The 12998-nt window shown below is 34.4% G+C and carries 13 protein-coding genes and 1 pseudogene; 5 read left to right on the top strand and 9 right to left on the bottom strand.

What is annotated here, in order from left to right; translation table 11 throughout:
• Positions 1-286: 286 nt before the first annotated feature.
• From spoIIP to J2S08_RS06455, 4 genes are all read right to left on the bottom strand, one after another.
• Positions 287-1399: a stage II sporulation protein P gene (spoIIP, locus tag J2S08_RS06470; protein WP_307227810.1), complete on the bottom strand. Its 1113-nt coding sequence runs from the start codon at positions 1397-1399 to the stop codon at positions 287-289.
• 668 nt (positions 1400-2067) lie between these two features.
• Complete coding sequence (locus J2S08_RS06465; protein ID WP_307227808.1) at positions 2068-2412, bottom strand: hypothetical protein; 345 nt, start codon at positions 2410-2412, stop codon at positions 2068-2070.
• A gap of 366 nt (positions 2413-2778) precedes the next feature.
• On the bottom strand, positions 2779-3594 hold the full coding sequence (locus J2S08_RS06460; RefSeq protein ID WP_307227806.1) for a metallophosphoesterase: 816 nt from the start codon (positions 3592-3594) through the stop codon (positions 2779-2781).
• A 77-nt stretch (positions 3595-3671) separates the two neighbouring features.
• Entirely contained in the window at positions 3672-4235 is a 564-nt protein-coding gene (locus J2S08_RS06455; protein WP_307227967.1) for a YkoP family protein, read from the bottom strand.
• A 146-nt stretch (positions 4236-4381) separates the two neighbouring features.
• Between J2S08_RS06455 and J2S08_RS06450 the strand changes: the two genes are divergently transcribed.
• Positions 4382-5509: an MGDG synthase family glycosyltransferase gene (locus J2S08_RS06450; RefSeq protein ID WP_307227804.1), complete on the top strand. Its 1128-nt coding sequence runs from the start codon at positions 4382-4384 to the stop codon at positions 5507-5509.
• Positions 5510-5598: 89 nt separating this feature from the next.
• Here the strand turns inward: J2S08_RS06450 and J2S08_RS06445 are convergent, their stop codons facing one another.
• Positions 5599-6036, bottom strand: a complete 438-nt coding sequence (locus J2S08_RS06445; protein WP_307227803.1) for an NUDIX hydrolase — start codon at positions 6034-6036, stop codon at positions 5599-5601.
• 186 nt (positions 6037-6222) lie between these two features.
• Between J2S08_RS06445 and J2S08_RS06440 the strand changes: the two are divergent.
• A pseudogene (locus J2S08_RS06440) lies at positions 6223-6720 on the top strand (O-acetyl-ADP-ribose deacetylase).
• 782 nt (positions 6721-7502) lie between these two features.
• On the opposite strand, the gene J2S08_RS06435 reads toward J2S08_RS06440, so the two are convergent.
• From J2S08_RS06435 to arsD, 4 genes are all read right to left on the bottom strand, one after another.
• Complete coding sequence (locus J2S08_RS06435; protein ID WP_307227801.1) at positions 7503-7889, bottom strand: serine hydrolase; 387 nt, start codon at positions 7887-7889, stop codon at positions 7503-7505.
• 349 nt (positions 7890-8238) lie between these two features.
• The gene (locus tag J2S08_RS06430; protein ID WP_307227799.1) at positions 8239-8520 is read right to left on the bottom strand and encodes an iron-sulfur cluster assembly accessory protein; all 282 of its coding nucleotides are present in this window, start codon (positions 8518-8520) and stop codon (positions 8239-8241) included.
• Positions 8520-10298 (bottom strand): arsenical pump-driving ATPase, encoded by a 1779-nt coding sequence (gene arsA, locus J2S08_RS06425; protein WP_307227797.1) that lies wholly within the window; start codon positions 10296-10298, stop codon positions 8520-8522. Before arsA ends, J2S08_RS06430 begins: the two co-directional genes overlap by 1 nt.
• A gap of 18 nt (positions 10299-10316) precedes the next feature.
• Complete coding sequence (gene arsD / locus J2S08_RS06420) at positions 10317-10664, bottom strand: arsenite efflux transporter metallochaperone ArsD (protein WP_307227795.1); 348 nt, start codon at positions 10662-10664, stop codon at positions 10317-10319.
• Between the two features lie 168 nt (positions 10665-10832).
• Here arsD and J2S08_RS06415 point away from each other — a divergent pair, with 168 nt between their 5' ends.
• From J2S08_RS06415 to arsC, 3 genes are read left to right on the top strand one after another with little or no spacing between them, the layout of a single operon-like run.
• Complete coding sequence (locus J2S08_RS06415) at positions 10833-11165, top strand: ArsR/SmtB family transcription factor (protein WP_307227793.1); 333 nt, start codon at positions 10833-10835, stop codon at positions 11163-11165.
• A 28-nt stretch (positions 11166-11193) separates the two neighbouring features.
• Positions 11194-12489: an arsenic transporter gene (locus J2S08_RS06410; RefSeq protein WP_307227791.1), complete on the top strand. Its 1296-nt coding sequence runs from the start codon at positions 11194-11196 to the stop codon at positions 12487-12489.
• Between the two features lie 18 nt (positions 12490-12507).
• Positions 12508-12927, top strand: a complete 420-nt coding sequence (arsC, locus tag J2S08_RS06405; RefSeq protein ID WP_307227790.1) for an arsenate reductase (thioredoxin) — start codon at positions 12508-12510, stop codon at positions 12925-12927.
• Positions 12928-12998 lie beyond the last annotated feature (71 nt).

Below are 12998 nucleotides of genomic sequence, written 5' to 3'. Positions count from 1 at the left end.
TCGTTGTTTTCTACTAGTGGGGTGTTTATCCCACATCTAACTGGCAGTAACACCCCCACCTCAAGATTTAAGAGGAATCGAAGAAGTCTAGGTGGGAGATAACTGAAAGTCAAATGTCCGATTGGTTCGGGCCGACAGGATGTCGGTCACAAAGGCGTTGCAACAGGACGTTGCGACCTTAGCCTTTGTTCTACTTCTTATCAGTGGGATAAGAGAAAACCCCCACTCATGGAAGTTTCACTTTATTTTAAAAATCTCAAGTTGCCAACAGCTGGGAAAGAAATGGTTAGTGATTTACTTTTTCTGCTTCCCAGTAATATTCACTAAATATTTCTGCAAAGGCTTCAGCTGTCCGATATAATTCTTCTAAGTTGTTATCAACGCCACCTACTTCTAATAACAGTGCATTAGGTGCAAGGTCTTGATTATATAAGCCATTGCCATCAAATTTACTTTTGATCATGACCCCGCGGCTAATGGTCGGATATTTATTTTCCAGTCTATTATTAAGCTCTTCTGCAAGCTGGAGCTTTTTTTCATAATCAGGATGTTCTTTCCCGACAACAAAGAACAATCTTGCATATTCTTCGCCATTAATTGTTGTTGTTGTAACGTTTCTTGGCTGTGAATCACGATGAATATCAATAATATTTGTCAAATCACTATGATTGGCTAATGCATTCACCACCAATTCTCTCGAAAGGATATAAGCCTTATTTGCATTCCAGCCTCTATTATGTAGAGCATCTGTCATATTGGTTCCTTCTTGAATCACTCCGATGCCTCTTTTCTCCAATTCCTCACTCATTTTCTTTCCAACTGCGATCACATTCACTTTTTCATTAGAACTGTTGACAGCCCCGTCTTTTAACAGTGGTTTGAAAGATTCGTAACTATGTGAGTGATAAATATAAAGGACTTTTCTTCCGTTTGTTGTATTTTCTGGAGAAATGTTTTCATTTTGTTCTTCTGTTATTAATTGTGCTTCGTCAATTTCGCTCTCTTGCAACAATTCATCCATGGGAGGTGAAGATTCAATTGGCAGGTTTGTATAATTTGTACCTTTTCCAGCTATATATATTTCCCCATCAAACGTAAAAAAACCAGGTAATTCTCGACCTAAAAAACTACGGACGTCCCATGGCCTTAAATTTGTTGCAAATTGAAAAATAATAGAGGAGGCCTTTGGTATTTTGTTATCCTCTGGCAAGAAGGACTGCATAAAATGAGATTCGGTTCCAATAGTATAAAGAAGCAGTTCTGTTGGAAAATGCTGAAAAGATTTTTGAACAAAGGAAGAAGCTAGGAATTTTCCTCCGATCGATGTTAAGAAACTAGAAGATAAGAAGACAATAACAACGAAAAAAATAGGCGCAAGAATCATTGCTTTAAACTTCATTTGTTCACCTCTTCAATCTTTGTTTTACTATTCTATGAATAGAAACTGAAATTAGAAGAGAAAAATACAAGAATTGATAGGGAGAAGAAAGAAAAGGAAAGTGGACGAGATTGATTACCGCAATAGAAAATGAACAGATGAAGGGAAGTCAGAGGAAGCAAGAAAGACTGCTATCTCCCTTCTAGCAATTTATCCTCGTGATCCCATGTTATTATATGAGTGTGCTAGTCTTCATGATATGTTAAGGAAAGAAATAGAAGCCATTCCTTATTATGTCAAGTCATTAGAGCAAGGATGATAAAAAAGAAGAGCATTTCCTAGATTAGGAAGCACGTATCGAACATAAGATGAGTATACTTTGAAAAAAGAGGGCTATTAACATTTCTAGCTGCAAATGAACTCGTTATTTACGGGATTTTTGAAGGAATAGGATAGAAAGGAATAGGATAGAACGATGGAACTTCTACTAACAATGATGATAGACGTAACGTCTAATCCGTATTCTACGATATAAAATAGCTATTAGTAGAGTGGAAGTAAGTATACATACTTATTGAGTTGAGAAATAAGAGGATCAACTATTTTCTGGAGGTGAGATAAGTGAGGGGAACCTTGCTTATATAAAGGGAGCTGAACTGAGTAAAAGGTCAGTCCAACTCCAAAAGAACTTATTTGCTATTATTTGTTTGATTTTTTTGCTGATTGGGTGCCATTTCATTTGAGTTTTGCTTATTAGGTGCAATCTCTTGTGCGAATTCGGCAAAGGCAGTCTTATTTGGCATAGGATTTGCGTTTTGTGTATTTTGTCTAAATTGCTGCATAAGATTTTGAACTGGGCGCCTCATTTTTCCATTTTGAAACCTGCTTAATCCGAAAGTTGCAGCGCCAATTCCTAGCCCCAATAATGAAAGCCACAATCCATTTCTGTTATTTCTTCGTCTTCCAAACATTCTAAGGAATGGTTGATTTCTCCCAGTATTAAAAAGGGTCATCATCCTGCGAAAATTATTCAATTTTTAGCACTCCTTTGGCAAAAAATGATTGAAAGAAAAAACATAGCTTCTTTCAACAATGTTATTTTTACAATAAACGATAGTCATTATGCTGGTAAACTTAGTATAATAGCCAATTTTTAGAGTGCTAACGAAATTGCCTTCATAAGGGTATTTCTGGAGTTGCAAGAAGAGTTTTTTATTTAACATCTACTGGCAGTAACCCTCGGCCTGAATAGTTAGAGGAATCAAGGAAGTCTATACGAGGGATAACTGAAAGTTAAATGTCCAAATGGATAAGGAAAGCTTCTTCAAACAGCCTCTCATGAAAAAAAGTGATTTTCTTAACGAGATGAGAGAAAAAAACCATCAGATGGAAGTTTTACTTTATATTTCATGAAAAGTAATTTCAGGACGGCTGCCGATTCGAATATTCACACCAGTCTGTCCTAATCCTTCACTAATGTAAAAAGGTTTGCCTTTATAATAATGCAAGCCTTTTATCATTTTCATTTGAACAAGCTTTCCCATTTTAAAGAGGTGATATGGACGCGGCCAGTGAATTTGGCCGCCATGAAAATGCCCGGATAATAAATAATCGAATGGAACATTATGCAAATCTAATACAATATTTGGATCATGCGTTAGGATTAAATTGTATCCTGCTGGCAGTCCTTTATAAGATTTAACGATATTGCTTCGTTGTGTACTATGATCATCAATTCCAATAATATTTACTTTATTGCCATTGATATCTAACGTAATATGTTCATTTTGCAACGTAACAATACCGTTTTCTTTCATTGTGTTCTTTAGGTGTTTAAAGTGCTTTTCTCTTAGAACATAATCATGATTGCCAAATACAGCATATATTCCATAAGAAGGATTTACCTTCTTAAGTATTTTTAAATACGGAATAAGCTTTGGGATACTTCTTTTTCGATCAAGGAAATCACCGGTTAGAGCAATCATATCTACTGGCTGTTTTGAAATCATTTCATAAAGTTCATGAGGAGCAATAGAAATATTTTCAAGATGCAAATCTGATAAGTGAAGAACTGTGAAATTTTCTTGAGAAAGATTAGGCTTTAATTGTGAAATAGAGACTGTATTGATCGTGACATCTTTCGTATTTTGATTAGCCTTGTATATTGTAAACGCAATGAAAGCAACAACTGCGAAAATAAATATCGTTAGTGACATAACATACCCTCCCTACTGTCTCATTATAGTAAGGATAGGATAAAGTTCCTAGTGGTAGATGGTGGAAACGTTATTTTTTAAGGATTAGGGTCGTACTTGTCTAATAACTTTTCTTTAGACATCAATAAATATACAGGTTGGTATTTACTTATTTTAAAAATAGAAAATGGGGAATTTGACAACATATAGATAGGAAGCTGTGATATTTTTTTGAACCATCTATATATTGGGTTTTTCGGAAAAACACTATCAAATCCTAATTTCTTAACACCTTTATTAATCATCGTAATACCAACGATGCCTTTAATATTTTGCTCTTCAGCATGATTTTTAACATATTTCGCTAAGAATGGCATAGAGCTCATAACCAATTTATATATAGCAATTTCTCTAAGAGGGTGCTTTTCTTTTTTTAGCATTTCTTTTAACAATTGAACGTTATGCAAATGGATTTTTAATAACATATCATTTTTATGAATGATGGTGCCATCAGATAGAACTACATCATTGCCCTTAAATTTGGTTAACCTCACTCTAAAAATGGCCTTTTTATTGTCATTTGTTTTAACGTATTGTAATCGAGTCATAAAATAGTAAATCGGATCAACAACCCTCCATATCGATAAAATAGATAATCGAATAAACATGTTGCACTTTCTCCTTTCAAGTACCATCACTAATATGATTAATAAATCTAGACAATTTTAATAATGGGAATGAAAGGATAAATGACCACGGTATGAAAGAATTGATTTTAATCATAATAAGGGTAAAAGGGGTGTTGAGAATGAAGGTTCTCTTTTTACCTTTTTTACAAATACCTTCTGGACATCATCATGCAGCAGATGCAATAAGCAGCTATTTTAAACAACTTGATCCTTCCATTCAGTGCAAAAAAGTAGATATACTACATCATACATTTGGCTACGGAGAAAAAGTCATTTCAAATTTATATTTATATGCTATTCAAACGATGCCTGCTTTTTACAGCTGGCTTTACAAGAATAAAGCATACGATCGTATTAAAAGTAATAAAACATTTTACTTTTATGAGTTATTGTTTTTAAATAGTTTGAAAAATCTTCTGAAAAAGGAAAAGCCTGATCTTGTTATTTGTACACATTCACTACCGTCACATCTGTTAAATCATCTTAAGCATAAAAATAACTTATCGATTCCAGTGATTAATGTTTATACCGATTTTTTTGTTAACATACTATGGGGCATTCAACATATTGATGTACATTTTGTGCCTAGTGTAAAAATAAAACAATATTTAGAATCTAAAAACGTTAAACCGGATAGGATTTTTGTAACAGGTATACCTGTACATCCAAAAATTAAGAAGAAAAAGGAAAGATTCGAGCAGAAATCTGAATTTCATGTCTTAATTGCAGCAGGAAATCTTGGTGTGGCTCCGATTGAATCCTTTTTTCAAAAAAATAAGCCGTCAACTAAAATTAAATACCATGTATTATGCGGTAAAAATAAGAAATTATTTAAGAAAATAAATCAATTGGGAAACCCAAATATTATTCCAATCGCTTATATTTCTTGCAAAGAAGAAATGAATTCATTATATGATCAAATGGATCTAGTGTTAACAAAGCCTGGCGGTGTAACGATAAGCGAATGTCTTCTAAAGCATATCCCGATGTTTATTGTGCATACGCTGCCTGGCCAAGAGGAATTAAATGAAGCTTTTCTTCTTAAACATGATTTAGTCCTCAATAAAATCTATCCATTACAAAAGGATCAACTTGATAAAACGCTATTATCGTTTTTAGAGAATACAGATAAAAGGCAAAAACACCAGGAAAAATTGAACGAATATATGAAAAGCCAAGTAGATATGATGGATGTAATAAAACAGCTTTTTAGCCAAGATATTCATAAGCGGTTATTTGGTGAATAGAGTATGGCAATATCACTTGATCGATTTTTATCAGAAATAGGCGTTAATTTAGCCAAGAATGAAACCACTATCTCTTTATATTTGTTGCTTTATCGTATATGATTAGCTTTTATGAAAGATTCAGCAAGCTTTATACTTTCTTTTAAATATAAAGGTGCTTTTGGATGACTGAATATTTCTTTCGATGTCATCCATTTTATCATCTCCACTTCATCGGGGCTTTTAGCGAATGCGATCCCAACATCATATGTACAAAGAAAAACAATATTTACCACACTTTCACCTGAGTCAGAAATAAAAGAGGTACTATGAACGTATTGGGGAGAATCTTTCACTTGTATACCGACTTCTTCAAATATTTCACGTATCACCGTTTTTTCTAATATCTGTGATACATTTCCTTCTGATTCGACTTTTCCTCCAACAAATGAAAGCAATCCCCCTGCATGTTCCTCTTTTTTGCTTCTTTCAATGATTAACCAGTGCTCCTCTTTAAAAATAGCTCCCTCTACATTTACAATAAACATTCATATTACCTCCAAAATAGTCATATTATATTTCTTTCGATTAAGAAAGCTCCTTTTCCTGCTCCTGTTTGTTTCATTTTTCAGTAAACAGACTGGACAATCAGGTTATGTATTGTAATATGAAGATAAAGGAGAAATTCTAAGAATTATGCTATACATTTTATAGTCATTAGGAGTGATAAATGAATGGAGCGTATCGAGATCGTACATGGTGATATTACCAAGCTTTCGGTTGATGCAATTGTCAATGCTGCGAATCATACACTTCTTGGCGGCGGGGAGTAGACGGTGCCATTCATCGAGCCGGTGGTAATTCAATACTAGAAGAATGCAAAAAAATTGGCGGATGTGAAACAGGAAAAGCAGTGATTACAACGGCAGGAAAGCTTCCTGCGAAAGCGGTTATTCACACAGTCGGACCAATTTGGAATGGAGGAGAGCATGGTGAAGAGAAGCAATTAAGCAATTGTTACATACATGCTATCGAGCTTGCAGTGAAACGTGACTTAAAAACGATTGCCTTTCCGAATATTAGTACTGGAGTGTATCGCTTTCCTAAAAAACAAGCAGCTGGTATTGCGATTAAAACCGTAAAGGAGCTTAAAAGAACATGCTTCAATTAAGAAGGTTATCTTCGTTTGCTTTGATATGGAAAACTACTTACTATATCAACAATTTTTATAATGAAGGAAGGGATGGGAGGTAATAGAAAATAGATACTATCAATTAAAAAGTACAAGGGAAGTATGTATTCAGTTTATTCAAGAATGAAAAGTTATTTCATTCTTGTTTTTCATAATAATATTATGTCAACAAAGATGAGTTTTCTAAAATAAACTGAAATACCTAGCTTGGTTAATAAATACAGAAAATTGGCTTGCTAGAGAAAATCAGCACATAAAGATATTATGTTAGCTTATATATACAGTGATTGGGACGATAACATTTATTACAGGAAATAAAAGGGAGGAACATAAAGAAATATGCAAAAGATGACTTTGGAAAATACGGGTACTTTTGCATATTTTTTTAAAAACCTTTACCTCTAAAAAATGATTAGATTGAGGGTGCATGATATATTATCTGCCTTTACCATAAAAAAACTTCGTTCAAAGTGCAGGATAGAGTGTTTCGTTTTTAGAATTTCAAATACATAAAAGAGAAGTGAGCATAGTGTTTTGATAAATGATAGCTAACTTGCTAAAACTAAACAAATAAGAAACATGATCTTAAATGGAATAGATATGAGCGGAATAGGTTTAATAATAATAAAGAAAATTTTTACGTTTCGTCTCAATATTACAAGTATACTTAAGTTATGAGATATTTTCGCTTTTGTTGCTACAACTTCCTATAATATATATTATGTAAACTAGAAAAGAGAAATAAATTTGCCCTATATCATTTGTTCGAGGACAAAAAACTATGTACAAATGAGACAAGAAAGTTTGTAATTGATTTCTCATCTACCCTTCTAATAGATATTCCTTAAAATATTGTAAAGGTCTTGTTGCACCATCTTTAAAACTACTTGTGAAAACCGTTACCAATTGATAGTCAGGTGCGACAATAATATACTGTCCTTTGACCCAATTTTTGCTGGGTATCATACCATTATTACCCGGCCAGTGTAATCCTGAAGTCATTGTCAGTAGATGCTTAATTGTAATTCTCTCATTTTCTTTATCTTTATTAAATTCCGGAAAGTAATGAATTATTGGAGTGTTAACATTTTCGATAAAACCTTTGTCAATCGCAATTCCAATCAGTACGGATAAGATGCTTTTTGAAACAGAATATATTTTATGTTGTTTTTCTTTCATTTTTTTGTTTCGATAATATTCAAAAATCACGGTATTATTCTTCTGTACAAGGACACTATCAATTTTATCTTTTTTATTATTTTTTCAAAATCGGTTAAAGATTTCATTCTCTTGGGGATCCCCCTTATATATTGATCCAAAATCTCTTTTCTTCTTTTTTAATTTCAAATCCAATGGATTGATAAAGTTTAAAAAAGCTTCTAGTAAACATGATTGTTCTTATCATTTATTTTACAAATTTTTAACACCGCCCGCAAATATGGACGGTGTTATTTATGCTTTCATATTGATAAAAACCCTCTGTAGGAAATAAAGATCCTTTCATTTCTATCAAAAAAGGTTTTCCACATAAAAGTTATCTTTTTTCCAATAATTTCATCTAACAACAACTATTGTTTCCCTTAAGAACAAGGCCTCCTTCTTCCCCTTCTCCTTCGAAATCTAATATAATATCTTGAACAGCGTTAAAGACCCTTTCATCAATACTTACTTTCACTCCATTAATGATATCCTCTTTATCCCCTTCTTGTCGATTGGATAAAGTTACACCGAAATTTGGGCCACAACAGCCTGCACCTTCAAAGGTAAAACGCAAATTGGATTCTCCGTTTTCCTCCATCATTTTGTTAATATATACTTTAGCTTGATCTGTTATAATCATTAGTGAGCCTCCTTCGTATTTTTAACCAACTCTTTTAACATCTCATATCCTACAGGATTTTTGGCTTTCCAAGGGATGATAACATATTGCTCATTTGATTTTTTTTGGACTAATTCTATCCATTCCATCTCTGAACGTGATCGTCCATGCAAAATAGGATCTGATGTATGAGTTGCGTATAAACTCCGGTTAATCACCCACCATTTAGGCATAATACTAGCTCGTTTTAAATCTTCCTGCAAACGACTAGCTTCATGAACAGGTGTTGCTTCGGCCAAGGTTACAATTACGACAGTGGTTTCTTTCGGATTTTTTAAACGTGGAAGCAGTTGCTGAACTGATAAAGGTACCTCGCCTGTAGACCGTTCCATTTCTCTATGATAAGCATGGGTCGCATCCAATAATAAAAGTGTATGCCCTGTTGGTGCAGTATCAATTACAATGATTTCTTCGTTTGCTTTCTCTACAATATTAGCAAATGCACGAAATACCGCAATTTCTTCAGTGCATGGAGAACGTAAATCTTCTTCTAAATAAGCGATTCCTTCTTCATCTAACTGATCTTTGGATGCTTCGATAACCTCTTTTTGATATTTTTCGACTTCTATTTTAGGATCAATTCGACTAACGGTGATGTTACCAGTATTATGATTGAGTACTTTATCAAGATGTGCTGCTGGGTCTGTTGTCGTTAAATGAACCCGTTGTCCCTTTTCAGCCAATCCGACGGCGATAGCTGCAGCTACCGTTGTTTTCCCTACTCCACCTTTTCCCATGGTAAAAATGATGCGCTGTTTTCTTTCATATAAATCATCAATCAAGGTGTGTAAATTTGGTGCATCTTTACGGCTGAATGTTTCTTTATGATTATTATTTGAGAACTCTTCATCAAAAAGATGGCGGATGTTATGAATTCCAGTGATATTAAATGGTGCCAGCTGGATATCATAAGTTGGAATACTTTTTAATTTGCCTGGCATAGATGAAAGAGCCTGTTGCTGACGTATATAAAAAGCTGTGGACGTTTCATCCTCTTTAACATAGCTTTTCATCACGCCATTAATCATTAGTACTTGGTTTTTGATTCCGATCTCACCAAGTTCCTTTGAAGCTCTAGCAGCCTCCTGCAAAGGTGAAGAATCAGGAAGTGTCACCAGAAATAATGTTGTTTGGTCTGGATTTGCAAGCGCCTGAACAGCTGCTTCATACATTTCTTTCTTAGCGTTTAACCCTGCTAATGGACCTAAACAAGAAGCACCGTGTGTACTTTCGTCTAGAAAACCACTCCAGGCAGTTGGTAATTGTAACAAGCGAAGAGTATGTCCAGTTGGCGCCGTATCAAAAATAACATGATCATAGGTATGAATAATTTCTTTGTTAGTCAGTAAAGACGAAAATTCATCAAATGCGGCAATTTCAACAGTACAAGCACCTGAAAGTTGTTCTTCCATTTGATTAATTACAGCATCAGGAAGTTTATCTCGATATGGAGCGACCACTTTATCTTTATATTCTTTTGCAGCTGTTTCAGGATCAAGATTCGCTACGTAGAGATGGTTAACTATAGGGATAGCAGTCGGCTTATTTGTTAATTCTATTTCAAACACATCTTGTAAATTTGAAGCTGGGTCTGTACTGACAAGTAATACGTTTTTCCCTTCTTCAGCAAGAGTCACAGCCGTAGCACAAGCTGTGGATGTTTTTCCTACTCCTCCTTTACCTGTGAAAAACAGATAGGGTGTTAATTCCAACTTGTTTGGATGAAATAGAGTGTACATCATGATGCCTTCTTTCTTTTATTTTTTTAATCGAATCCGAGGTTTTAAAGTAAGTTCTTGTTCTGTTAATCCTGTCAGATTCATTAATTCTTCATTTGTTAGATATACTCTTTCTTTTTCAACGTTCCCATTAACAAGTGTAATAGGAAGAATATCTGGCCCTTTTTCCATTAGTAGTTGGCTAATTACGGTATGATTGGCAAAAGAATCTGGGTCATTTGCCAAATTATAACGTTTAATATCATAACCTTTTGTTTGCAAGTTGTGAACGACAGCAGCCATACGTATTAATTCAGGATCTATACTAGGTCCACATACACCTGTGGCACAACACATTGCAGGATCAAAAATCTCGATTTTTTTCAAAATAATCACTCCTACTCATTTTTATAAAAGATCATATAAGTTATTGATTATATAATCGTTTGGTTATATAATATTCCTAAGTTTAATTTGTGTCAACATTATAGAGAGGGATGAGACATATTTATAATGATATTAATTAGCAATTGGTTATATGAAGGTGGTGATTAAATGGTAACGTTTAGCCAAGCAGAAGTCTTCTTAAAGGCTGTTGGTGAGGAAACACGACTAAAAATTATTGCTTACTTAATCCTTGATTCCTTTTGTGTTTGTGAGCTCGTTGAACTTCTTCAAATGAGCCAGCCCTCTGTTAGTCAGCATTTAAGAAAATTAAAGCGAGCAGATATTATTTTAGAAGAAAAAAGAGGAAAATGGGTGTTTTATTATCTTAACAAGCATCACAATTTATATCCTTTCCTTCTCCATTTAGTTAGTACCCTTCCTTCATTGCAGGATGATATTGGATCACTTGTGGTTAAAGGGAAAAGAATTTTATGTGAGTAATAATTGGAACGCTCGAGGAGGAATTCGCATGTTCCTATATTTAGCTGTATTCATTTTTATCGTTACCTTAGTCTTTGTTATATGGCAGCCGAAAGGATTGTCCATAGGATGGTCTGCTTGTGGTGGTGCTTTATTGGCACTTGCCATAGGTGTTGTATCTTTTCAAGATGTAATAGATGTAACAGGGATTGTATGGAATGCAACATTAACTTTTGTTGCATTAATTATTATCTCATTAATTCTAGATGAAATTGGTTTCTTTGAATGGGCGGCATTGCATATGACTCGTTTTGCTAATGGAAATGGATTAAAAATGTTCTTTTTAGTTACCATTTTAGGAGCCGTTGTTGCAGCGCTATTTGCAAATGATGGAGCCGCACTCATATTAACACCGATTGTTTTAGCAATGGTTCGAGCGTTGAATTTCAAAGATAAAATGATTTTGCCATTTATTATGGCATCTGGATTTATTGCAGATACGACTTCCCTTCCATTAGTAGTAAGCAACTTGGTGAATATTGTTTCTGCAGACTTCTTTCAAATTGGTTTTGTAGAGTATGCATCTCGCATGCTGGTACCTAATCTATTCAGTTTAGGTACCAGCATGCTTGTTCTTTACCTTATGTTTTGTAAAAGTATTCCAAAGCAATATGATGTCGCTCAATTAAAGAGTCCAAAAGAAGCAATAAAGGATTTATCCATGTTCCGTCTATCATGGGGCGTCCTTTCCGTCTTATTAATTGGTTATTTTATCAGCGAATTTGTCGCTATTCCAGTATCTTTTATAGCTGGAGCTGTAGCTATTATTTTCTTACTCATTGCGCACAGAAGCCCAGTTGTAGAAACAATGAACGTTTTAAAAGGGGCTCCTTGGGCCATTGTCTTTTTCTCTATTGGTATGTACGTTGTTGTTTATGGGTTAAGAAATGTTGGATTGACCAGTGTATTGGCAGATATGATTCAAGCGATAGCTGATCAAGGAATATTTGTGGCTACTGTAGGTATGGGCTTTATCGCAGCAATTCTTTCCTCTGTGATGAACAATATGCCAACTGTGATGATTGATGCATTAGCTATTGCCGATACGAACACGACAGATATGATAAGAGAATCACTCATTTATGCGAATATCATTGGTTCGGATTTAGGACCGAAAATTACACCTATTGGTTCTCTTGCTACCCTACTTTGGCTACATGTATTAAATACAAAAGGAGTCAAAATAACATGGGGTTATTACTTTAAAGTGGGAATTATCCTAACGATACCTACTCTTTTTATCACATTGATTGGTCTATATATTTGGCTGCAATTTATCCATTAAAATAAAGGAGTGGCGAATATGTCTAAAAAAACACTCTACTTTCTGTGTACTGGAAACTCTTGCAGAAGCCAGATAGCTGAGGGTTTTGGTAAAAAATATTTAGGTAAAGAATATGAGGTATATTCAGCAGGTATTGAAGCACATGGCCTAAATCCTAATGCAGTTAAAGTAATGAAGGAAGTTGATATTGATATTTCTAAGCAAACTTCAGATATCATTGATCCAGAGATTTTAAATAAAGCTGATTATGTCATTACGTTATGTGGTGATGCCAATGATAAATGCCCAATAACGCCCTCACATATTGCAAGATGGCATTGGGGATTTGACGACCCAGCGAAAGCAGGAGGAACAGAAGAAGAAAAATGGGCTTTTTTTCAACGAGTACGAGATGAGATTGGACAGCGTATCAAAAAGTTTGTAGAAGAAGGTAAATGAAAATCCGAGGGACATCGCCCCTCGGATTTTATCATTTTTGAGCTAAATCATTATACGCTTGTAGATAGTGT

Origin of the sequence: Bacillus chungangensis, from assembly GCF_030812995.1 — a bacterium.
GTDB classification, from domain to species: domain Bacteria; phylum Bacillota; class Bacilli; order Bacillales; family Bacillaceae_C; genus Bacillus_CF; species Bacillus_CF chungangensis.
The sequence above is the reverse complement of the archived record's forward strand: the minus strand, read 5'-3'. Positions and strand labels throughout refer to the sequence as shown.

Coding starts and splice junctions, on each gene's coding strand:
- arsA (WP_307227797.1), bottom strand. CDS start 10,298: ATGTACACTCTATTTCATCCAAACAAGTTGGAATTAACACCCTATCTG.
- J2S08_RS06445 (WP_307227803.1), bottom strand. CDS start 6,036: ATGTTTATTGTAAATGTAGAGGGAGCTATTTTTAAAGAGGAGCACTGG.
- J2S08_RS06450 (WP_307227804.1), top strand. CDS start 4,382: ATGAAGGTTCTCTTTTTACCTTTTTTACAAATACCTTCTGGACATCAT.
- J2S08_RS06460 (WP_307227806.1), bottom strand. CDS start 3,594: ATGTCACTAACGATATTTATTTTCGCAGTTGTTGCTTTCATTGCGTTT.
- J2S08_RS06430 (WP_307227799.1), bottom strand. CDS start 8,520: ATGATTATAACAGATCAAGCTAAAGTATATATTAACAAAATGATGGAG.
- J2S08_RS06410 (WP_307227791.1), top strand. CDS start 11,194: ATGTTCCTATATTTAGCTGTATTCATTTTTATCGTTACCTTAGTCTTT.
- J2S08_RS06415 (WP_307227793.1), top strand. CDS start 10,833: ATGGTAACGTTTAGCCAAGCAGAAGTCTTCTTAAAGGCTGTTGGTGAG.
- spoIIP (WP_307227810.1), bottom strand. CDS start 1,399: ATGAAGTTTAAAGCAATGATTCTTGCGCCTATTTTTTTCGTTGTTATT.
- arsC (WP_307227790.1), top strand. CDS start 12,508: ATGTCTAAAAAAACACTCTACTTTCTGTGTACTGGAAACTCTTGCAGA.